Origin of the sequence: Lentihominibacter faecis (assembly GCF_014306095.1) — a bacterium.
GTDB classification, from domain to species: Bacteria; Bacillota; Clostridia; order Peptostreptococcales; family Anaerovoracaceae; genus Lentihominibacter; species Lentihominibacter faecis.
On sequence record NZ_JACRWC010000058.1, the window covers coordinates 1 to 20413 of the forward strand.

Here is a 20413-nt window from a genome sequence, read left to right on the forward strand (position 1 = left end):
GCTCGGAGATGTGTATAAGAGACAGGAATAAATGGGATAATATCCAGGGGGAAAATTGAAGAGGTGGTAGAATGAGGTTGAAAAATCCGTTGCGATTAGGAAAAAATAGTGATGATAGATTTTCGGATTTTATGCTTTCTGAAAATTTGGCGTGTGAGTTGGTTTGTGCAGAAAAGAATTCTGTTTTTGCAGAGGGAATTTAGTCCGAGCGTAGAAAATCGTGCCAGAATTTCGTAGACACGGGTGTTTCCTCACAAAAAATTCATGAAGTTGGGATAACATAAATTGTATTATTATGGTACAATAATTACTGGAGCTGGGCGGAGCCCGCTTTGCAGAAAATAATGTATAGAATAAGATTTTAAGATAAAAGGAGTGGTTTGGATGACGAAAGTAGATATTATATCAGGCTTTTTGGGAGCTGGTAAAACGACCTTTATAAAAGAGCTGATTTCAAAGGTTTACAGCGGTGAGAAAATGGTTCTCATCGAGAATGAATTCGGGGAGATCGGCGTGGACAGCCGTTTTATGCAGGATGCCGGTATCGAAGTGACAGAGATGAATTCCGGATGTATCTGCTGCACGCTGGTTGGAGATTTTGCAAGAGCTTTGAAGCAGGTAGTGGATACGTATCATCCGGATCGTATCATCATCGAGCCGTCGGGAGTCGGCAAACTTTCGGATGTTGCAAAGGCAGTGTCCGACATGCAGGAGGATGCACAGATCGAGGTGGACAGCCTGATCACCGTGGTAGACGGCAAGAAAGCCAAGATGTATATGAAGAATTTCGGTGAGTTTTTCGACAATCAGATCGAGTATGCCAACACCATCGTACTCAGCCGGACGCAGATGATGGATGAGGCGAAGTTAAAGGAATGCATCGAGCTGCTTCGTGAAAAAAATGAGGAAGCGGCTATCGTGACAACGGAGTGGGACAAACTTTCCGGTGATATGATCAAGGCTGCGCTGGAGCAGGGACACGATCTGAAGAAAGAGATGATGGAGCTGATTTCTCATATGCATCATGAGCACCATGACCACGAGCATCATCATGATCATGACCACGAGCAGCATCATGATCATGATCACGGACATCACCATCATGATCACGAGCATGACCACGATCACGAGGAGCACGAACACCATGATCATGAGCACCACCACGATCATGGAGCGGACTGCACGTGCGGCTGTCACGATCACGACCATGAAGAACATCATCACGACCATGAACACGAACACCATCACCATGCGGACGAAGTGTTCACAAGCTGGGGCATCGAGACAGTTCATAAATTCAGCCGCGCAGAACTGGAAGATCTGCTGAAGCTTTTGAGTATGACTCAGGACTTCGGGACGGTGCTGCGTGCAAAAGGCATCGTCCAGACAGAAGAAGGCGGCTGGCTGGAATTCGACATGGTGCCGGAAGAAACGGAAATCCGCGACTGCAAGCCGGATTATATCGGCCGGATCTGTGTCATCGGTACGGAACTGAAGAAGGACGAACTGGAAAAAGTATTTGCGAAATAAAATAGATACGACAGAAAGGACGTTGCTATGGAAATACCTGTTTATTTATTTACAGGACTGCTGGAAAGCGGCAAGACCACTTTGATCCATGAAGTGGCGGCAGAAGAAGGCTTTCTGGAGCCGGGCAGGACACTCCTTATCCGGACAGAGGAAGGCGAGGAGGATTTCAGCGAGGCATTTTTAAAAAAATATAACATGACGATGCTGACCCTGGAAGATCCTGAAGAGATGACACGGCAGTTCTGGAGAAACTGTGAAGAGCAGTATAAACCAGCCCAGATCATGATCGAATATAATGGCATGTGGGAAATGGATGCATTCTTTTTAAGCGGGTTCCCCGGAGAATGGTTTATCGGTGGAATCTATTCCACTGTGAATGGGGAAACGGTTGATTTATATCTGACCAATATGCGGAAAAAATTCATGGAGCCATTAAAGGACTCCAACCTGATCATTGTAAACCGCTGTACGGAGGAGACGGATCGCATGAAGCTTCGAAGAAACCTCAAGGCGCTGAATCCGCAGGTCCAGGTTGCATTTGAAAAGACAGACGGCACCATGTTTGCCAATGAAGACGAGATCATGCCTTTTGATTTCAGCGGTCAGGAAGTAGTCATCGAAGATCTGGACTACGGTCTGTGGTATCTGGATGCTATGGATCACCCAGGCCGGTACATGGGAAAAGACATAACCTTCGTGGCAAAATACTGTGCCAGCTCGGACAAGACCCACAAATATTTTGTGCCGGGGCGTCATATTATGACCTGCTGTGCTGATGACATCCAGTTCCTGGGATTCGTCTGCTTCTTCAAAGAACAGCCGGGATTCAAACACGAGGACTGGGTCAAGGTGACAGTCGGATTCGATTACGGTCCGTGTGAGATGTACGGTGAAGGAGAAGAAGGACCTATCCTGGAACTGAAAAAGATCGAGGCGGCTTCGAAACCGGAGCCGGAACTCGTTACTTTTTCATAGGACGTAACATGTCGCTTTTTTACAAACCAAAATACGTTAATGTTTCATAGAAACAGAGAGGAAAACAATATGAACAAGATCACAAAGATCCATACAGATAATGCACCGGCCGCTGTAGGCCCGTATTCTCAGGCAATCGCCGCCGGCGGTATGCTTTACACCTCCGGTCAGATCGCACTGGATCCGGCGACGGGAGAAATCGTAGGAGACGACATCAAGGCTCAGGCAGAGCAGGTGATGAAGAACCTGGCAGCCGTTCTGGCAGAAGCTGGAACATCCCAGGAAAATGTGATAAAGACCACATGCTTCCTTAAGGACATGGGGGACTTCGGAGCATTCAACGAAGTGTACGGCGCATTCTTTACAGAAAAACCGGCGCGTTCCTGCGTAGCTGTAAAGACTCTGCCAAAGGACGTCCTCTGCGAAGTAGAGGTCATCGCGGTTCTGTAAGCGAAACAGGCAGAAGTGCGTTATAAAATCAGAAAAAGGAGCGAAAGGCAAGCATATGAAACGTAAAAATGCGTGGGAGAAATATAACGAAAATGAAAGAAAAGAAATCTTTCGTTTTTGTGAAGACTATAGAAAATTCATTTCTGAATGTAAGACCGAGAGGGAGTGCGTAGAGGCACTTACTGCAAAGGCTGAGGCTAACGGTTACCGGAATCTGAACGACGTCATCACGTCAGGCGAGAAGCTGCAGACCGGCGACAAGGTCTATGCGGTCAACATGAAGAAAATGCTGGCCCTGTTCCAAATCGGAACAGAGGCGTTTGAAAACGGCATGAATATCCTGGGCGGACACATCGATTCGCCACGTCTTGATCTAAAGCAGAATCCGCTGTACGAAAGCGATTCTCTGGCATTGCTGGAGACACATTACTACGGTGGCGTGAAGAAGTATCAGTGGGTGGCAAGACCGATGGCGCTTCACGGTATTGTCGTCAAAAAAGATGGAACTTCCATCAATGTCAGCATTGGAGAAAAAGACGACGAGCCTGTTGTTGGTGTTTCTGATCTGCTGATCCATCTGGCTGCAAAGCAGATGGATAAAAAAGGTGCTCGTGTAGTAGAAGGAGAAGATCTCAATATTCTCATTGGAAGCATCCCTTTGGACGGTGAGGAAACGGAGCCGGTCAAAGCCAATATTCTTAAGATCCTGAAGGAAAAATATGATATGGAAGAAGCTGATTTCCAGTCGGCTGAACTGGAAGCTGTCCCGGCGGGACCTGCCAGAGATTACGGACTGGATTCCAGCATGATCATCGGGTATGGACAGGATGACAGAGTTTGCTCCTATCCATCCGCAGAAGCCATGTTTGCCGTTAAAGATCCTGCCAGGACCTGTGTCTGCCTGCTGGTGGATAAAGAGGAAATCGGCAGCGTAGGTGCAACGGGTATGCATTCCAGGTTCTTTGAAAATACCGTAGCAGAAGTGATGAACTGCATGGGAGCATACAGCGAGTTGGGTGTTCGCAGAGCACTGGGAAGATCCTGCGTGCTGTCATCCGATGTCAGTGCAGCATTCGATCCCAACTATCCATCCGTCATGGAGAAGAACAACTGCGCTTATTTCTGCAAAGGTCTTACCTTTAACAAATATACGGGTGCGCGTGGTAAATCCGGTTCCAACGACGCCAATCCGGAATACATCGCAAAGCTGAGAAATATTCTGGATGCTAAAGAGATCTCCTATCAGACATCGGAACTGGGCAAGGTGGACGAAGGCGGCGGCGGCACCATAGCATATATCCTGGCCAACTATGGAATGGAAGTCATCGACAGTGGTATTGCAGTACAGAACATGCATGCACCATACGAAGTGACCAGTAAGGTGGATATTTACGAAGCAAGACGTGCTTATGAAGCCTTCCTGCTGGAGATGAAATAATGGCAGGGGGCATTACAGAATTCCTGCTGAAACACACCGGACTTTGTCCGGTGTCTTTTCATATGCCGGGACATAAAGGAAGTGAATTGTATCGCAGGCTGGGGTATGGAGATTTTCTGGAACATATCATGGATTGCGATATTACAGAGATCCCGGGAGCGGACAACCTGTTTCAGACGGAAGGGATCATCCGGGAAACTCAGGAAAAGTATCAAAATCTCTATGGCGTCAAAAAATCATATTTGCTGATCAACGGCACCAGCGGAGGGCTGATCGCGGGGATCCTGGCATCTGTGGAGCCGGGAGGCTCGCTGATCCTGGCGAGAAACTGCCATAAAGCGGTATTCAATGCTCTGACTTTAGGAAATATAAAACCGGTATATGCCTACCCGGAAGAGGAAGCACGATATGGTATTGCAGGTGTTACCACGGCAGATGAGATCGATCGGCTGATGCGGGAGCATCCGGAAGCCAGGGCTGTGGTGCTCCCCAGCCCAAATTACTATGGGATCTGCAGCGACATTGCCGGCATCGCGGAGACGGTGCACAGTCACGACGGGATCCTCATCGTGGATCAGGCTCATGGAGCTCATTTGAAATTCATGAAAGATCAACCTGCAGCAGCCGAGGACTGCGGAGCTGACATCATCGTGGACAGTATTCACAAAACATTGGCATCTTTCACACAAAGTGCAGTGCTTCATGTAAATTCAGAGCGGATCAGTCTGCCGGTTCTGGAAGATCAGCTGCAGAAAATCGAAAGTACCAGCCCTTCTTATCTTCTCATGGCTTCACTGGATCTAAATGGAGATATCATGAGGGAGCACGGAACATCCCTTTTCACACAGTGGCAGGAAAATCTTGATGTTTTTTATCGTGAAGCGGAGAAGATCCCCGGGCTGCGGATGCTTCAGCCGGCCGATCTGCAAAGCGGGAGCATGGATCAGACCAAGATCGATCTGGACATGAGTGCTCTGGGACTTTCGGGAGCACGGCTGGAACAGGAACTGATGAAACATGATATTTTCTGTGAACTGACGACGGGCAACATCCTGATGTGCATGACGGGCATCGGCAATACGCAGGCAGACTATGAGAAGCTGCTGGCAGCTTTGCAGGAGATCGCAGAGCAGGAAAGCCGAGGTGACCGGATGGTGCAGGACGTGCCGAGAGATGCGGAAAAACCGAAGCACACTAAACTCTCGGAAAATCCAGCAAAATCGAAAATCCCGTGGAATAAAAAAAGACCCCTGCAAGATACTGCAGGGGAAAAAGAGACAGAGGATATCAGAAAATGCAGCGGACGCATATGCGGAACCTCCATTATACCGTATCCTCCCGGGATACCTCTCATATGTCCGGGAGAAGTCCTGGACGATGAGGATATCCAATATGTGCTTCACCTCAGAAAGAGAGGAGAGAAAGTCATCGGGATCGATGAACAAAACAGGATCACGGTCATTTCAAATCGCCGTTGATCCCAATGGTAACGACCTTCAGCGGAATATCCTTTCCGCTGGCGGCGACTGCCTGCTTTACAGCGTATTCCAGACCGCCGCAGCACGGAACTTCCATACGGGTAAGGGTGATGCTGCGGATCGTATTTCTTGTAAACAGTTCCGTAAGTTTTTCGGAATAGTCTACCATGTCCAGTTTCGGACATCCCATCAGTGTGATCTTGCCGTCAATGAAATCCCCATGAAAATTTCCATAGGCATAAGCGCTGCAGTCTGCCGCGATCAGCAGATCGGCATCTTCAAAATACGGAGCCTGGATCGGCGCCAGTTTGATCTGCACCGGCCAGTTGACAAGTGCACTTTCCGGCGGCACGTCCTCTTTATCCGCCTTGACAGTCTTAGCAGCAGCACGCCGTGCCTTATGAGCCTCTACGGCTGCTTCATCATAGGCGGCAGCTTCCCGTTCTTCAAATGTGATAGCATCGGTCGGACAGGCCGGGAGGCAGTCTCCCAGGCCATCACAGTAATCATCGCGAAGCAGCTTCGCCTTACCGTCCACCATTCCGATCGCTCCTTCGTGACATGCTTCGGCACACAGACCGCAGCCGTTGCATTTTTCTTCATTTATCTTAATTATTTTTCGGATCATATCAGTGACCTCCTTGCTTTTCTAACAGAATTCTAATACAATAAGAGGATCAAGTATGTTGTTTTTACAACGCAATAAAAAATTCTGGAGAAAATCATGAAAAACTATATGGGGCTTCTGCGGCGCGCAAAGATCTTTCGCGGCATGGAAGAAAAAAATATCCTGTCTATGCTGGACTGTCTGGCCGCTGTGAAAAAAAGGTTCACGCGGGGAGAATTCCTGTATCGCGCCGGAGAGCCGGCAGGCATGGCGGCTTTGGTGCTTGACGGGATGTTTCATATCGACAGGGAGGATTACTGGGGAAATAACAGCATTCTGGCGGACGTATCTGCAGGAGAACTTCTTGGGGAAGTGTACTCTTTTCTGGATGACGAACCGGTTAGGATCAATGCAGTTGCTGTAAAGGACAGTACCGTGCTTTTGTTAGACGTGAAGAAAATTTTTCAGGTGTGTTCAACGGTATGTCCGTACCACGCTCGGCTGATCCGCAATTTTGCCTATGTACTGGCAGTCAAGAACCGCGAGCTGACACGCAAGCTGGAACATATGTCGCAGCGGACGACACGGGATAAATTGCTTTCGTATCTATCCGATCAGTCGCTCAAGCAGGATTCTTCCTGTTTTGAAATCCCGTTCAACAGGCAGCAGCTGGCGGATTTTCTGGCAGTGGATCGAAGCGCCATGTCCAAGGAACTTGGAAAACTGAGGGATGAAGGTATCCTCGAATTCAACAAGAACCATTTTGAGCTGAAACAGGGAGGAGAGTATTAGAGATGAATCAGGTGTTGATTTTCGCATTCTTATTTTTTATAGGAAGCTGCCTGGGATGGTGTATGGAAGTATTTTTTCGCCGCTTCTTTTCGCGAGCCAACCCGGAAAGAAAATGGATCAATCCGGGATTTCTCGCAGGACCGTATCTGCCCCTTTACGGCTTCGGTCTGTGGGGCATGTATGCCGTGTCCGCGCTGAGTGCTGTGGCTATGACGCCTAGCAAGGCACTGGATGTAGCAATCATTCTGGTGATCATGGCAGTGGTCATGACCATCATCGAATACATCGCAGGAATCATTTTTATCCGCGGTATGCATGTGAAACTCTGGGACTACACGAAGGAAAAAGGCAATATCAAAGGTATCATCTGCCCCAAGTTTTCAGTCATATGGGGCCTGCTTGGATGCGTGTATTATTTCTTTGTCAACCCATATGTGGTGGGCTGGGTCCACTGGCTTTCGCAGCATCTGGCATTTTCCTTTTTCATCGGCATGTTTTTCGGAGTGTTCGCCATCGACCTCTGGTATTCTCTCAACATCTCCGGTAAGGTGCGGGACTTCGCACAGGAAAAGGATATCGTGGTCAAATACGAGGAGCTGAAGGATTATCTCGCGCAGCAGCGGGAAGAGCTGGAAGAAAAGAAGCGTTTTGTGCTTGCGTTCAAGACTGAAATGCCGCTCAGCCGTCAGCTGGAAAAGTACAGTGAGCATATGGAACTGCTCCGAAAGCAGAGCGAGAGATTGAAGCATGTCAAAGAAAAGCTGGAAGAACGAATAGAGGAACGCAGACATGAGTAGGCAGAAGGAAATCTATCAGGAGCTGCAAAGTTTGAGCGATCCGAAATATAAAGCGTTTCACGGCGGTCTGGTTCCAGGAGAGGAAAACCTGTTAGGGGTGAGGATCCCTGCCTTGCGCCGGTATGCCAGAGAGCTTTTTACAAAGTCCGGCGGGCGCGCGGATATCCTTTTGCAGGAGATCGGCGATTCCTGCTATGAAGAGATCACGCTGCAGGGCATGATCATCGGCCTGCAAAGGAATGTGCCCAGCGAAATGCTTTTTGCACAGATCAAAGGATTCGTTCCCAAAATCAGAAACTGGGCCATTTGCGATACGTTCTGCGCCAGTCTGAAGGAAACACGGAAGTACAGGGAAGATACCTGGGAATTTTTACGGCCGTATCTGCAAAGCGATCTGGAGTTTGACGTCAGGTTCGGCGTCGTGATGCTGCTGGATCATTATATGAAGCGGGAGTATCTGGACCGGCTGTTTGCGACAGCGCAGTCTGTCCGCCATGAAGGGTACTATGTTAAGATGGCGGTAGCGTGGCTGATCTCTATTTGTTTCGTCAAGTTTTATGATGAGACGATGGTATTTATGAAACAGGCGAAGCTCGATGATTTTACATATAATAAAGCTTTGCAGAAGGCACGGGAAAGCCGGCAGATCTCAAATGTGCAGAAGGCGCAGCTGCAGGCGATGAAGCGGAGGTAATGATGGAACTGAAAAAGATTATTTCCATGATAGGCGGCAAGATCCTGTATGGGACAGAAGAAATATTACGGCGGGAATATTCCTATGCGGTGGCTTCGGATCTGATGAGCAATGTCATGCTGGATACAGCGGATGACAGTATCCTCATTACGAGCCTTGTAAATCCGCAGGTCATTCGTGCCTCGGAGATGATGAACATAACATGCATCATCATCACCTGCGGAAAGACGGTGACGGATGCTATGATCGAACTGGCTGCCAACCGGAACATAGCGCTGGTGAAGACAGATGATACGACGTTTACCGTATGTGGCAAACTTCATAGTCACGGACTTCGTGAAGGCCCTCTTTCTTTTGAAAACAAACACCTGACATCGATCCGGCTGGATCCGAAACGGTGTATAGGATGTACCCATTGTGCCAGAACCTGTCCAACGGAAGCAATCCGGATAAAATCGGGAAAAGCCGTGATTTCTGCAGAGCGCTGCATTGAATGCGGCATGTGCATCAAGGTTTGTCCTCGTCACGCCAACAGTCCGGTGACAGATGCTCCCGACTGTCTGGAAGCATATGATTACAAGATCGCCATCCCGGCATCGGCTTTTTTTGGACAGTTCCATAACATCAGATCCAGGAATCATCTGCTGACAGCACTGAAGAGAGTGGGATTTGATGAAATCTATGAAGAAGCGATCGGTGCAGAGATGATCAGCTACCGGCTGCGGGAGCTTCTGCACAGTGGTAAACGAAAACTGCCGCTGATCTCCGCAGGGTGTCCGTCGATCCTGAATCTGATCCAGATCAGATTCCCCAATCTCATGGAGCATGTGGTGGACTACCGTCCACCGGTGGAGGTAGTGGCAAGTATGGCACGGCGGGAAGCGGAGAGAAGACATCCTGACAAGAAGGTGGGGATCTTCTTTATCGCACCATGTACTGCGAAAATATCCTTTATCAAGGAAAGCGACGAGGTGGTTGATTCAGATATCGATAAGATGATCGCCATTTCGGACATCTACAAGCAGGTACTGCAGAATCTGGAAGAGCTGAAAGATGAGGAAATCGAAGATCTGGAGAAGGCAGGCATGACGGGACTTCGCTGGCCGAGTCCGGGAGGGGAGAGCCTGTCGCTGCAGACCGATGATTTTGTAGCGGTAGATGGTATTGATAAAGTGATCGATATTTTTGAAAAAATCGAGGATGAGAAGCTGGATGGACTGGCTTTTGTAGAGACGGAGGCGTGCCGCGGCGGATGTTTCGGCGGATCCCTTACCGTGGAAAACAGTTATTCAGCAAAGGCGAATATAAAACCGCTCATCGATGAGGCAAAGGAAAAGTACGGAGAGCGGACTTTGAATCTGCCGGGAGAAGAGGATGAACTTCTCCGGAATCGTCCTCTTTGTTATCGCCCGGTTCTGCGGCTGGACGAGGATCTGGATGTTTCCCTTAAAAAGATGGAAGAAATGGGGCGAGTTCTCAGCTCGCTGCCGGGGATCGACTGCGGCGTGTGCGGAGCCCCGAACTGCAGAGCCTTTGCAGAAGATATCGTAAAGGGTCTGGCGACAGAGCGGGAGTGCATTTTATACACTGTTAAGTAAAAACGCTTGACAGCAATGAAACTCTGTTATATACTAGGCTGGTGAGGTGATGTCCATGAAGATCGATGACGTGATCCAGACGAGCCTTTTGTATGATTTTTACGGAAGCCTTCTGACGGACAGACAGCGGGAAGTGATGGAACTTTATTACGGAGAAAATCTGTCACTGTCAGAGATCGCAGCGGAGTTTTCCATCAGCAGACAGGGCGTGCATGATGCGCTCAAGAACGCCGGGAGGGCTTTGCATGAATACGAACAGAAGCTGGGGCTGGTAGACAAATTTCAGCAGAGCCGGGAAGCCATCGGAGATATCGATGAAAGGATCGAAGGATTGATGGAAGACGTGCAGAAGCAGGAAGCGCTGGTGCCGGCGGAGGTTACAGCAGAATTACAGAAGATCAAAGATATTATAGATAAACTGGAGGAATAAGCCTATGGCATTCGAAGGATTGTCCGAAAAACTGCAGAATGTCTTTAAAGGCCTGAAGGGAAAAGGAAGCCTGACGGAGGCAGACATCAACGCAGCCATGCGTGAAGTCAAGCTGGCTCTGCTAGAGGCGGATGTAAACTTCAAGGTCGTAAAGGAATTCGTAGACAGCGTGAAACAGAAATCGCTGGGCGAAGAAGTTATGGCGAGCCTGACCCCGGGTCAGCAGGTGATCAAGATCGTAAACGATGAGCTTACCGAGCTGATGGGCGGGACCGGAAGCAAACTGACCTATTCCCCGAAGGGGTTTACGGTATACATGATGGTCGGTCTGCAGGGTACCGGTAAAACAACCACCTGCGGCAAGCTGGCCAATTATCTTAAGAAAAACGGCAAGAAACCAATGCTGTGCGCATGCGATATCTATCGTCCGGCCGCTATCGACCAGCTGGAAGTAGTGGGAAAGGCAGTAGATACACCGGTGTTCACCATGCGGGAAAGCCGGGAGCCTGAGAAGATCGCTCTGGCGGCTATAAAAGAGGCGGAACGAAAAGGCTGCAATGTGCTGATCGTCGATACTGCAGGCCGGCTGCAGATCGATGAAGAACTGATGGAGGAGCTGGTTCGCCTGAAGGGAGCTATCAAGCCTCATGAGATCCTTCTGGTTGTCGATGCGCTGACCGGTCAGGATGCAGTCAATGCGGCAGAGGGGTTCAACGACAGACTCGGTATCGACGGCATTATCATGACTAAGATGGACGGCGACTCCCGAGGCGGTGCGGCGCTTTCTGCAAAAAAGGTGACAGGAAGACCTGTGAAATTCGTCGGTACGGGTGAAAAATTCGATGCGCTGGAGCCGTTTCATCCGGAGCGTATGGCAAGCCGGATCCTGGGCATGGGCGATATGCTCACCCTCATCGAAAAGGCACAGGAAGACTACGATGAACAGAAGGCGCAGGAACTGGAAAAGCGTCTGCGCAAGAATCAGTTTACGCTGGAGGATTTCCTGGAGCAGATGGGTCAGATCCGCAAGATGGGCGGGATTGGCAAACTGCTGGGAATGATGCCCGGAATGAACAGCCGGGCGATGCAGAACGTAAACGTGGAGCAGAGCGAGCGCGACTTTGTCCAGATGGAAGCGATCATCCAGTCTATGACGCGGGAAGAAAGGGAAAACCCTTCCATCCTCAATGCCAGCAGAAGAAAGCGGATTGCAGCAGGATCGGGTCAGCCGGTCTCTAAGATCAATCAGCTGGTGAAGCGGTATGACGAGACGAGAAAGATGATGAAGAGCTTCACGGGAAAAGGCGGAGCAGGCAGGATGAACCGGATGTTCCGCGGCATGTAAGCAAGATCGAACAAGTCCGATGCAGGACTTTTCTATATAACAATTATAACGAATATATTTTAGGAGGAAATAAAGAAATGGTTAAAATCAGACTGAAGAGAATGGGAGCAAACAAGAAGCCTTTTTACCGTGTAGTAGTTGCAGATTCCAGAGCACCAAGAGATGGTAAGTTCATCGAAGAGATCGGATACTACAACCCGATGACTGACCCGGCTGACATCAAGATCGATGAGGAAAAGGCTCAGAAATGGCTGGGAACAGGTGCACAGCCGACAGATACAGTGAAAAAACTTTTCCAGAAGAGCGGCATTTTATAGAAAGCGGTGAAACCAATGGGAGAATTAGTTAGTGCAATTGCAAAGTCGCTGGTAGAAAACCCGGAGGCTGTTGAAGTTTCTGAGGAACAATCCAATGGCACTACAGTGGTACAGCTGAAGGTGGCACCCGATGATATGGGAAAGGTGATCGGCAAACAGGGCCGGATCGCCAAAGCCATCCGAACTGTTGTGAAAGCAGCGGCAACCAAGGCTAATATCAGAGTAGTCGTAGAAATCGTTCAGTAAAGAAAATGAAGGGCACATGTATTTTTTAATATATGTGCCTGTCTTATATTGTAACAGGCGGTAAATATGGAGAAAATCAAAATCGGCAAGATCGTCAATGCAGTCGGTCTGAAAGGGGAAGTCAAGGTTTATAATTATTCGGACAGCGAGGAGGTCTATGAGAGAACTCCCGAGATCTATGCAGGAGACAGACTGCTTAAGGTGCAGAATGTGCGCATGCAGAAGAATATGGTCATTCTCAAGCTCTCCGGTATCGATGATCGGAATGCGGCAGAGGCTGCAAAGGGCACGGAGCTTTTTATTACGGAAGCGGATCTTCCAGAGCTTCCGGAAGGACAATTCTACATTCGTGATCTGATCGGTATGGAAGTGGAAGAACAGGGCGGCTCTTTTCATGGAGTCGTAACAGATGTCCTGCAGAATACAGCACAGGATATCTTCGAAGTAAAACGTGATGATGGAAAAACGGTACTCATCCCGAAAGTGGATGCATTTGTACAGAAAATAGATGGAAAAGAGCGGTTGATCACGGTGACGCTGATCGAGGGTCTTACGGATTTATAGGGAGTGAAACGAATGAAAATAGATGTATTGACATTGTTTCCGGAGATGTTTCGCCCTGTTATGGAAAGCAGTATGCTGGGACGGGCGGTCGCCGCAGGGATCCTGCAGATCAAAGCGACCGACATACGGCAGTTCAGCCATGACAAGCACAATAAGGCGGATGATTATCCCTTTGGAGGCGGAGGCGGCATGGTCATGATGGCTGATCCTGTTTTCGGTGCAATGGAATCCGTTGAGGCTGAAAACAAAAAAGTGATATATATGTCGCCGCGCGGGAAGATCCTCGATCGCGAGAAGATCGAAGAACTTTCGAAGATCCCGGAGATGGTCATTCTATGCGGCCATTACGAAGGAGTGGATCAGAGGGCGCTGGATCACTGGAATGCAGAGGAGATCTCCATTGGTGACTACGTACTGACAGGAGGAGAGCTCCCTGCGATGGTACTGATCGATTCTGTGGCACGTATGATACCGGGAGTACTGGGAAATGAGAATTCTGCACTGGATGAATCGGTGTATTCAGGGCTTTTAGAGCATCCTCAGTATACGAAACCGCGGGAATATCGGGGGCTTGAGATCCCGGAGGTGCTGACAAGCGGCAATCATAAGCAGATCGATCTGTGGCGATTTAAGCAGTCTTTAGCGTTGACAAAAGAACGTCGCCCGGATCTTCTGAAACGATATCTGGAGCAGGAGCATGCTTTCTCGAAAGAGGAACGGCGTATTCTTGAAGAAATCATGAAAATGGAGCGGTAGCATTGCATGAAAAAGTTCTTTGGTGTAAAATAAAACAATGAAACGAAAACTGACAAAGAAGACAAAACGAGCAATTTTTTTATATATCGTGATCCTGTTGCTTTTGTTTACCATCGTAGAGGTTTTGCCAAAGGTGACAGATATTTTTGAAACAACACAGGTTCTGGAACCTGGCACGCTGACTTTGTCCTATGAAACGAAGGGTTACTTCGTCAAGACGGAAGAGATCGGGGTGGCTGCAGATTCCGGTGAAATCGAATATCCGGTGACGGAGGGGACCGTCGTAAAGAAGGGCGCCGAGGTGGTTTCCGTAAAGGCGGACAGCAGTAAGGATTCGGAATCGACGCGGTTCTCGGACTGTATGGATCGCCTCAAGGGATACGATGGACTGGTCGATTCCTGCAGCGCTTCAATAAGCGGAGTGTTCAGTCTGTCCATTGATGGTTATGAGAACTATCTGACTCCGGAAAAAATGGAAAAAGTCAAGCGTGAAACAGTGGAGAGCCAGTCATACAGGACGACCGATCTGAAAAGATCTTCGGTGATCAAGGGAGAACCGATCTTTAAGATCTCAGGAGATGATGTATGGTATATACTCTGCTGGATCGACAAGGAGAACGTCAGAAACTATCAGGAAGGAAATGAGGTGACGCTGCAGCTTCCTGACGGCGATGTGGATGCGACCGTATACAAGGTGAAGAAGGATGGCGATGAGTATCGTGTGATTTTCTTCCTGGATGTATATTATAAAAGTTTCGCAGCAAGCCGTGAAGAAGACATGAAGGTGGTGGCAAGCGACAGTTCAGGTCTGATCGTAAGCAATAAGGCGATCGTAGAAAAGAACGGCAAAAAAGGCGTTTATGTAAAAAATAAAAACGGGAATTATATCTTCAAGCAGATAAAGGTGATCGCAACAGACGGAAAGGATTCCGTCCTGAGTGACGCAGCCTTTACGGATGAAAACGGCAAGCAGATCACGACAGTAAATGTGTATGATGAAGTGCTTCGTCATCCAGGCAATGCATTGGAAGAGGATTTGAAAAAAGAAGCGAATAAAGAAAAAAATACGAAAAACACAGAAGAAAGTACAGAGCAGAAAGAGGCGAATTAAGATGGAAGACATCAAAAAAAACCTGGATATGATCCGCGGTGAGATCGCTGAAACAGCGCAGCAGTGCGGACGCAGTGCGGACGATGTCCTTCTGGTGGCAGTCAGCAAGACAAGGACACCGGAGGAGATCAACGTGGCGATCGATGCCGGGGTAACGGACATCGGAGAAAACAAGGTGCAGGAAATCATGGATAAGTTCGATGCGGTGAAGCCTGTAAAATGGCATATGATCGGACATTTACAGACAAACAAGGTGAAATACATCATCGACAAGGTATCTATGATCCATTCGGTGGACTCCTATAAGCTGGCCGCAGAGATCGACAAGCGTGCCGGTGCTAAGGGGATCACGATGGATATCCTGCTGCAGGTCAATTCGGCACAGGAAGAAAGCAAGTTCGGTATTACTACAGCAGAAACGGAAGAACTGATCCATGAAATCCTGGAGAACTGTGAAAATATCCGGCTGCGCGGGCTGATGTGCGTAGCACCTTTTGCAGAAGATCCTGAAGATATCAAAGTATATTTTGACGAAGTGAAGAAACAGTACGATCAGTTTGCCGGGATTGAACATCCGCATCTGGATTTCAAATATCTGTCCATGGGTATGTCCCATGATTTTAAAGTCGCTATTGAAGCAGGTTCGAATCTGGTTCGCGTAGGAAGTGCCATTTTCGGAGCAAGAGATTACAGTAAAAAGTAGGAGGTAATCATGGGTGTTTTTAACAAATTTAAAGATTTAATGGGCTTTGAAGAATACGAAGACGAAGAAGAACTTGAAGAGGAAGAAGAATACGAAAAGAACAACAGTTATTATGATAGAAAACCGGTAGAACCGAGAACCCAGACAACGACGTCTCCACGCTATGATTCCGGCAATGTCGTTCCGATGCAGAATCGTACAGTAAAGGCGATCACGACAGCATTCAAACTGGTGGTGATCGAACCGAAAGGATTTGAAGAGTGCCCGAAGCTGGTAGACAGCCTGAAGAGCAGAAAGCCGATCATCATCAATCTGGAACAGCTGGACAGCGATACGGGAAGAAAGATCTTCGACTTCCTGGGCGGTGCTACCTATGCACTGAATGGCAATGTACAGAAAGTCGCAAATAACATATTCGTTTTCGCACCGGAAAACGTGGCGATTTTCGCAGAAGGAGAAAACAAGCCGTATTCCTTCGGAGGGGAAAACGGAGAGCAGAATCCTTGGAAGTAATGAGATTACAGGAGGCAGGAAATGATTAGACCGATCGATATTCAGGAAAAAGAATTTTCAAAAGCAGTTCGGGGTTATAAAGAAGATGAAGTCAATGAATTTCTGGATGAAATCACGATTGATCTGGAACGGCTTCTGGACGAACTGCGTCAGACGAAGGAAGAAAACAGCCGTCTGGTAGAAGAGCTGGAACGTCACAGAAATTCCGAGGGCACGGTCCTGGAAACGCTGGAAGCGGCGAAAGGTCTCATGTCTGATATTTCTGCAAGTGCAGAAAAGCGGGCGGAGATCTTGCTGAAGAATGCAGAACTGGATGCACAGCTGATGCAGAAAGAAGCGAAGGAGATGGCGGACAAGATCTCGGAAGAAAGCGAGGCGATGAAAGCGCGCTTTATCGATTTCAGGACTCGCTACAAAAAGCTGCTGCAGTCTGAACTTCAGCGATTTGAATCTTTGAGCGGAGAAATGTTCCCGGAGCTGGGTGTGGATGATTTTGACGACCTTCCGGAAATGACGCCGCTGCAGAATCTGGAGCAGAAACCGGGAGCAAAGGCAGCTCCTAAACCGGCACCGAAACCAGAGCGTGGAACGTATGATTACGGAAAGAGCAATAACGGCGCAGAAATGCAGAAAACGATGAGAAATATCAAATATTAAAGGAGGCGGGGCATCCCGCCCCCTGTTTTCATATGGTATACTTTTTGATTGTAATAGGGGTGATCCTTCTGGATCACCTCGTGAAATATGCAGTCGCATCTCAGATGGTGCCGGGAGAATCGATCCCGGTAATTTCTGAGATCTTTCATATAACGTATGTTCAGAACCGAGGCGCGGCATTCAGTATGATGCAAGGGCAGTGGGTATTTTTGATCCTGCTCCCGTGCGCAGCGATCCTGACAGCGCTGATCATTTTGTTTTGGAAGCGTAAAAACTGGAACATCTGCATGAATCTTGCGATTGCCTTTATCTGCGGGGGCGGTCTTGGTAATCTTATAGACAGGATCACGCAGGGGTATGTGGTCGATTTATTTGATTTCAGGGTATTTCCTGTTTTCAACATCGCAGATATTTTTATCTGTGTTGGCTGCGGATTGCTTCTGCTGGATGTTTTCGTATCTGAAAGGAAAAAGAGGCATGACGGATAGTTGTGATAAAATGGAAGAACAGACGGAAATCATCATCACATCGGAGACGGAAGGAAAACGTCTGGATGCTGTTTTAGCAGAGAAGACTGACGGCCTTTCGCGAAGTTTTTTGCAGAAACTCTTTGAAGAAGGAAAAGTTTTTAGAAACGGGAAGCTTTGCAGCAAAAAAGAAAAGGGCGTTGAAGGCGACTGTATCCTGGTCCGGATACCGGCTCCAGAGAAGCTGGAGGTGGAAGCGGAGGATATTCCCCTTGAGATCATTTATGAGGACGATGATCTGCTGGTGGTCAACAAACCGGCTGGAATGGTGGTGCATCCGGCCCCCGGGAATTATACGGGGACGCTGGTGAACGCTCTGATGTTTCACTGCGGTGATGCGCTTTCGTCCATCAATGGAGTAATACGTCCGGGGATCGTACACCGGATCGACAAGGATACAAGCGGTCTTTTAATGGTAGCGAAAAATGATCACGCTCACGCTTCCCTTTCGCAGCAGCTGCAGGAGCACTCTATCACCAGAAGATATCAGGCTATCGTGTATCATAACATACGGGAAGAGGAAGGGACCATAGATGCTCCCATAGGCAGAGATCCTAAAAATCGACTGCGCAATGCGATCAATTACGACCACGGCAAGCCGGCAGTCACACATTACAAGGTGATCGAACGTTTTGGGAAATTCACCTGGATCGAAGCAAGGCTGGAGACGGGGAGGACACATCAGATCCGTGTTCATATGGCATCTGTCAAGCATCCGCTTTTAGGAGACAGCCTGTACGGTCCGGCTTCCAATAAAGAAGGCGCGTCACGGCAGATGCTGCATGCGGGGATCCTGGGGTTTCAGCATCCCTCGACCGGCGAATACATGGAGTTTGAAAGTCCTCTTCCGGAAGATTTTGAGAAGGTGCTGAAGCGACTGCAGAAGCAGATAAAATAACAGAATGACGAGAACAAATCATGGCAAAAATAGAATTTAAGCCGGGAACCATGCTGAATCCGGTTCCGGCTGTGATGGTCTCCTGCGGAGACGGAACAGAACAGAATATTATTACTATAGCATGGACGGGGATCGTCAATACGGATCCGCCTATGACGTATATTTCAGTGCGAAAAGAACGGCATTCCCACGATATCATAGCGCGCACAGGAGAGTTTGTCATCAATCTGACTACGAAGGATCTGGCATTTGCAACGGATTACTGCGGTGTAAGATCAGGGCGAAAAGTAGATAAATTCAAGGAAATGGACCTGACTCCTGCAAAGAGCCGGAAGGTTTCCTGCCCGTCCATCGGGGAATCTCCGGTAAATCTTGAATGCAAAGTGCTGGACGTCCGGGAGTTTCCGACTCACGATATGTTTCTGGCGGAAATCATAGGAGTTTCTGTGGAAGAAAGCCTGATGGATGAAAAAGGACGGCTGCGCCTGGAGGATGCAGGACTGATCGCTTACAGCCACGGCAGTTACGTGGCATTGCAGCACAAGGAACTTGGGACATTCGGTTATTCTGTGATGAAGCCGAAGACCCGAAGACGGATCGCTGCACAGAAACGTCAGGATGATCATGCGCGAAAGGCAAAACAAGGTGACAGAGAAGGCAAAAATGGAAAACGACCGGAAGCTCCGGTGAGAGGTCAAGCCTCTCGCAGAAACAGTTCCGGCCGAAAGAAGTCTCACAGCCCCGCGAAAAAAATCCGGTGAATCGGAAGGTGCCGGGCTAATGATTGATTCGCACCTGACCACATGTCTGCGAATCCGACTTCAGATGACGCAGGCAGGTTTCACACACATGGCCGCTTTTAAAAGCAAATGCTTCGTAGCTCTGACATCCACATAATGTGCAAACTTTTTTCATAGTGCCGCCTCCTTTTTCCAGAATCGACTATAACGGATTTTCATCGAATGATTTGTTGGGGCTGTGTTATACTCAATGTACGACCTTGAGATCGAAATTACAAGAAAAATCTGCGAAAATGTAAGGAAAAGGCGGATTATTGGAATTTTTCCGACAAGTAGAAGGCGAGGAAAGAAAAATGTATGAGAATTTTATTTTGCAGCAATTCGAAAATGGAAAACTGGAAGGATACTCCTGGAATGTGGACGATCCTGAAAAAGTGATCTGCATCGTCCATGGAATAGGGGAGTACGGTGGACGGTTCGACCGGGTGGCAGAAGCGTTTCGCGAGAAAAACATGGCGGTTTTGGCTTTTGATCTGCGCGGGCACGGAAAATCTCTTGGAAAAAGAGGTCACTGTGCACCGCGAAAGGATGTGCTGAGTGATGTCAGTACTTTGATCGAGTATGCGCAGGCCATCTATCCGGAAAAGAAGCTGATATTATATGGTCACAGCATGGGTGGAAATATCGTTCTGGATTACCGCAGCAGAGGGAGGCTCAATGGAGAGGTGGCGGCGTACATCGTAACAGCGCCATGGGTGCGTCTGGTTCGCCCGGTACCGGCACTTCTGTACAAAGCAGTCAAATTCCTGTCACGCGTCGCACCATCTGTTACGATCGGATCCGAGATCAATGAAGCTGATCTGGGCAACCTGGACTGTGTCAAGCCGTTCAACGATCACCCGCTGGTGCATAACAGGATATCGGCATTGTGTGCCGTGGACGGATTTGAAACGGGTCAGAAGCTGGAATCGGGTCAGCTGGAAAACAATGGCCGTGCGAAACAGATCCCGCTTCTTCTGATGCATGGGGAAAAAGACAAGATCTGTGATGTTGCCGGAAGCCGCAATATCGCAGCCCGCATGAAGGCCGACGGAGAAAATATCGAGTATATTGAATGGAGCGGTCTTTACCATGAGATCCATAACGGCGGCCCGCAGAGCAGGGGCGATGAGGTGATCGCTAAAGCTGTAGAATGGGCAGAAAAAATCTGATCTGCGCAGGGCAGACCAGATGAAATGCAGGCAGGA

At 48.6% G+C, this 20413-nt stretch carries 26 protein-coding genes; 24 read left to right on the top strand and 2 right to left on the bottom strand.

The window, feature by feature from the left end; all coding sequences use genetic code 11:
- Positions 1-71 precede the first annotated feature (71 nt).
- The 6 genes from H8876_RS10165 to H8876_RS04715 all read left to right on the top strand — a co-directional run bounded on the left by H8876_RS10165 (position 72) and on the right by H8876_RS04715 (position 5871).
- Complete coding sequence (locus H8876_RS10165) at positions 72-203, top strand: hypothetical protein (RefSeq protein WP_283241755.1); 132 nt, start codon at positions 72-74, stop codon at positions 201-203.
- Positions 204-384: 181 nt separating this feature from the next.
- Positions 385-1530, top strand: a complete 1146-nt coding sequence (locus H8876_RS04695; protein ID WP_249286745.1) for a CobW family GTP-binding protein — start codon at positions 385-387, stop codon at positions 1528-1530.
- A 27-nt stretch (positions 1531-1557) separates the two neighbouring features.
- Entirely contained in the window at positions 1558-2505 is a 948-nt protein-coding gene (locus tag H8876_RS04700) for a TIGR03943 family putative permease subunit (RefSeq protein ID WP_249286746.1), read from the top strand.
- A gap of 69 nt (positions 2506-2574) precedes the next feature.
- On the top strand, positions 2575-2955 hold the full coding sequence (locus H8876_RS04705; RefSeq protein WP_177264798.1) for a RidA family protein: 381 nt from the start codon (positions 2575-2577) through the stop codon (positions 2953-2955).
- Positions 2956-3010: 55 nt separating this feature from the next.
- Positions 3011-4393, top strand: coding sequence for an aminopeptidase (locus H8876_RS04710; RefSeq protein WP_249286747.1), 1383 nt, complete (start codon positions 3011-3013; stop codon positions 4391-4393).
- A complete protein-coding gene (locus H8876_RS04715) occupies positions 4393-5871 on the top strand; it encodes an aminotransferase class I/II-fold pyridoxal phosphate-dependent enzyme (protein ID WP_249286748.1) in 1479 nt (492 codons plus the stop codon). Before H8876_RS04710 ends, H8876_RS04715 begins: the two co-directional genes overlap by 1 nt.
- Here the strand turns inward: H8876_RS04715 and H8876_RS04720 are convergent.
- Entirely contained in the window at positions 5852-6499 is a 648-nt protein-coding gene (locus H8876_RS04720) for an ATP-binding protein (protein WP_249286749.1), read from the bottom strand. The genes H8876_RS04715 and H8876_RS04720 overlap by 20 nt on opposite strands.
- Positions 6500-6595: 96 nt before the next feature.
- Here H8876_RS04720 and H8876_RS04725 point away from each other — a divergent pair, with 96 nt between their 5' ends.
- From H8876_RS04725 to H8876_RS04805, 17 genes are all read left to right on the top strand, one after another.
- Entirely contained in the window at positions 6596-7270 is a 675-nt protein-coding gene (locus H8876_RS04725; RefSeq protein WP_249286750.1) for a Crp/Fnr family transcriptional regulator, read from the top strand.
- A gap of 2 nt (positions 7271-7272) precedes the next feature.
- Positions 7273-8067, top strand: a complete 795-nt coding sequence (locus H8876_RS04730; RefSeq protein ID WP_249286751.1) for a putative ABC transporter permease — start codon at positions 7273-7275, stop codon at positions 8065-8067.
- The gene (locus tag H8876_RS04735) at positions 8060-8761 is read left to right on the top strand and encodes a DNA alkylation repair protein (RefSeq protein WP_249286752.1); all 702 of its coding nucleotides are present in this window, start codon (positions 8060-8062) and stop codon (positions 8759-8761) included. The genes H8876_RS04730 and H8876_RS04735 overlap by 8 nt, the downstream gene beginning before the upstream one ends.
- Positions 8762-8763: 2 nt before the next feature.
- The gene (locus H8876_RS04740; protein WP_249286753.1) at positions 8764-10359 is read left to right on the top strand and encodes a [Fe-Fe] hydrogenase large subunit C-terminal domain-containing protein; all 1596 of its coding nucleotides are present in this window, start codon (positions 8764-8766) and stop codon (positions 10357-10359) included.
- A gap of 55 nt (positions 10360-10414) precedes the next feature.
- A complete protein-coding gene (ylxM, locus tag H8876_RS04745) occupies positions 10415-10789 on the top strand; it encodes a YlxM family DNA-binding protein (protein ID WP_177265050.1) in 375 nt (124 codons plus the stop codon).
- Between the two features lie 4 nt (positions 10790-10793).
- Positions 10794-12134 carry a signal recognition particle protein gene (gene ffh, locus H8876_RS04750; RefSeq protein WP_177265049.1) on the top strand — a complete coding sequence of 447 codons (1341 nt, stop codon included), beginning with the start codon at positions 10794-10796 and terminating at the stop codon, positions 12132-12134.
- A gap of 77 nt (positions 12135-12211) precedes the next feature.
- The gene (gene rpsP / locus H8876_RS04755) at positions 12212-12451 is read left to right on the top strand and encodes a 30S ribosomal protein S16 (RefSeq protein ID WP_249286754.1); all 240 of its coding nucleotides are present in this window, start codon (positions 12212-12214) and stop codon (positions 12449-12451) included.
- Positions 12452-12466: 15 nt separating this feature from the next.
- Positions 12467-12697, top strand: coding sequence for a KH domain-containing protein (locus H8876_RS04760; RefSeq protein WP_249286755.1), 231 nt, complete (start codon positions 12467-12469; stop codon positions 12695-12697).
- A 66-nt stretch (positions 12698-12763) separates the two neighbouring features.
- On the top strand, positions 12764-13261 hold the full coding sequence (gene rimM, locus H8876_RS04765; RefSeq protein WP_249286756.1) for a ribosome maturation factor RimM: 498 nt from the start codon (positions 12764-12766) through the stop codon (positions 13259-13261).
- A gap of 12 nt (positions 13262-13273) precedes the next feature.
- A complete protein-coding gene (gene trmD / locus H8876_RS04770) occupies positions 13274-14017 on the top strand; it encodes a tRNA (guanosine(37)-N1)-methyltransferase TrmD (protein ID WP_249286757.1) in 744 nt (247 codons plus the stop codon).
- Between the two features lie 37 nt (positions 14018-14054).
- Positions 14055-15128 (top strand): biotin/lipoyl attachment domain-containing protein, encoded by a 1074-nt coding sequence (locus tag H8876_RS04775; protein WP_249286758.1) that lies wholly within the window; start codon positions 14055-14057, stop codon positions 15126-15128.
- Position 15129: 1 nt separating this feature from the next.
- Positions 15130-15831: a YggS family pyridoxal phosphate-dependent enzyme gene (locus H8876_RS04780; RefSeq protein ID WP_249286759.1), complete on the top strand. Its 702-nt coding sequence runs from the start codon at positions 15130-15132 to the stop codon at positions 15829-15831.
- Positions 15832-15840: 9 nt separating this feature from the next.
- The gene (locus H8876_RS04785) at positions 15841-16344 is read left to right on the top strand and encodes a cell division protein SepF (RefSeq protein WP_249286760.1); all 504 of its coding nucleotides are present in this window, start codon (positions 15841-15843) and stop codon (positions 16342-16344) included.
- 21 nt (positions 16345-16365) lie between these two features.
- Positions 16366-17001 carry a DivIVA domain-containing protein gene (locus tag H8876_RS04790; RefSeq protein ID WP_177265008.1) on the top strand — a complete coding sequence of 212 codons (636 nt, stop codon included), beginning with the start codon at positions 16366-16368 and terminating at the stop codon, positions 16999-17001.
- Between the two features lie 44 nt (positions 17002-17045).
- The gene (gene lspA / locus H8876_RS04795; protein ID WP_249286761.1) at positions 17046-17489 is read left to right on the top strand and encodes a signal peptidase II; all 444 of its coding nucleotides are present in this window, start codon (positions 17046-17048) and stop codon (positions 17487-17489) included.
- On the top strand, positions 17479-18426 hold the full coding sequence (locus tag H8876_RS04800; RefSeq protein ID WP_346727838.1) for an RluA family pseudouridine synthase: 948 nt from the start codon (positions 17479-17481) through the stop codon (positions 18424-18426). The genes lspA and H8876_RS04800 overlap by 11 nt, the downstream gene beginning before the upstream one ends.
- Before the next feature lie 20 nt (positions 18427-18446).
- Complete coding sequence (locus H8876_RS04805) at positions 18447-19187, top strand: flavin reductase family protein (protein ID WP_249286762.1); 741 nt, start codon at positions 18447-18449, stop codon at positions 19185-19187.
- Between the two features lie 16 nt (positions 19188-19203).
- On the opposite strand, the gene H8876_RS04810 is transcribed toward H8876_RS04805, so the two are convergent.
- Positions 19204-19341 carry a hypothetical protein gene (locus tag H8876_RS04810; protein ID WP_249286763.1) on the bottom strand — a complete coding sequence of 46 codons (138 nt, stop codon included), beginning with the start codon at positions 19339-19341 and terminating at the stop codon, positions 19204-19206.
- Between the two features lie 178 nt (positions 19342-19519).
- Here H8876_RS04810 and H8876_RS04815 point away from each other — a divergent pair, with 178 nt between their 5' ends.
- A complete protein-coding gene (locus H8876_RS04815) occupies positions 19520-20377 on the top strand; it encodes an alpha/beta hydrolase (protein WP_249286764.1) in 858 nt (285 codons plus the stop codon).
- Positions 20378-20413: the final 36 nt, after the last annotated feature.

Coding starts and splice junctions, on each gene's coding strand:
- ylxM (WP_177265050.1), top strand. CDS start 10,415: ATGAAGATCGATGACGTGATCCAGACGAGCCTTTTGTATGATTTTTAC.
- H8876_RS04805 (WP_249286762.1), top strand. CDS start 18,447: ATGGCAAAAATAGAATTTAAGCCGGGAACCATGCTGAATCCGGTTCCG.
- H8876_RS10165 (WP_283241755.1), top strand. CDS start 72: ATGAGGTTGAAAAATCCGTTGCGATTAGGAAAAAATAGTGATGATAGA.
- H8876_RS04715 (WP_249286748.1), top strand. CDS start 4,393: ATGGCAGGGGGCATTACAGAATTCCTGCTGAAACACACCGGACTTTGT.
- H8876_RS04780 (WP_249286759.1), top strand. CDS start 15,130: ATGGAAGACATCAAAAAAAACCTGGATATGATCCGCGGTGAGATCGCT.
- H8876_RS04695 (WP_249286745.1), top strand. CDS start 385: ATGACGAAAGTAGATATTATATCAGGCTTTTTGGGAGCTGGTAAAACG.
- H8876_RS04810 (WP_249286763.1), bottom strand. CDS start 19,341: ATGAAAAAAGTTTGCACATTATGTGGATGTCAGAGCTACGAAGCATTT.
- ffh (WP_177265049.1), top strand. CDS start 10,794: ATGGCATTCGAAGGATTGTCCGAAAAACTGCAGAATGTCTTTAAAGGC.
- H8876_RS04775 (WP_249286758.1), top strand. CDS start 14,055: ATGAAACGAAAACTGACAAAGAAGACAAAACGAGCAATTTTTTTATAT.
- H8876_RS04760 (WP_249286755.1), top strand. CDS start 12,467: ATGGGAGAATTAGTTAGTGCAATTGCAAAGTCGCTGGTAGAAAACCCG.
- rimM (WP_249286756.1), top strand. CDS start 12,764: ATGGAGAAAATCAAAATCGGCAAGATCGTCAATGCAGTCGGTCTGAAA.
- H8876_RS04705 (WP_177264798.1), top strand. CDS start 2,575: ATGAACAAGATCACAAAGATCCATACAGATAATGCACCGGCCGCTGTA.
- H8876_RS04735 (WP_249286752.1), top strand. CDS start 8,060: ATGAGTAGGCAGAAGGAAATCTATCAGGAGCTGCAAAGTTTGAGCGAT.
- H8876_RS04790 (WP_177265008.1), top strand. CDS start 16,366: ATGATTAGACCGATCGATATTCAGGAAAAAGAATTTTCAAAAGCAGTT.
- H8876_RS04815 (WP_249286764.1), top strand. CDS start 19,520: ATGTATGAGAATTTTATTTTGCAGCAATTCGAAAATGGAAAACTGGAA.
- H8876_RS04785 (WP_249286760.1), top strand. CDS start 15,841: ATGGGTGTTTTTAACAAATTTAAAGATTTAATGGGCTTTGAAGAATAC.
- H8876_RS04700 (WP_249286746.1), top strand. CDS start 1,558: ATGGAAATACCTGTTTATTTATTTACAGGACTGCTGGAAAGCGGCAAG.
- H8876_RS04740 (WP_249286753.1), top strand. CDS start 8,764: ATGGAACTGAAAAAGATTATTTCCATGATAGGCGGCAAGATCCTGTAT.
- H8876_RS04710 (WP_249286747.1), top strand. CDS start 3,011: ATGAAACGTAAAAATGCGTGGGAGAAATATAACGAAAATGAAAGAAAA.
- H8876_RS04720 (WP_249286749.1), bottom strand. CDS start 6,499: ATGATCCGAAAAATAATTAAGATAAATGAAGAAAAATGCAACGGCTGC.
- H8876_RS04725 (WP_249286750.1), top strand. CDS start 6,596: ATGAAAAACTATATGGGGCTTCTGCGGCGCGCAAAGATCTTTCGCGGC.
- rpsP (WP_249286754.1), top strand. CDS start 12,212: ATGGTTAAAATCAGACTGAAGAGAATGGGAGCAAACAAGAAGCCTTTT.
- H8876_RS04730 (WP_249286751.1), top strand. CDS start 7,273: ATGAATCAGGTGTTGATTTTCGCATTCTTATTTTTTATAGGAAGCTGC.
- H8876_RS04800 (WP_346727838.1), top strand. CDS start 17,479: ATGACGGATAGTTGTGATAAAATGGAAGAACAGACGGAAATCATCATC.
- trmD (WP_249286757.1), top strand. CDS start 13,274: ATGAAAATAGATGTATTGACATTGTTTCCGGAGATGTTTCGCCCTGTT.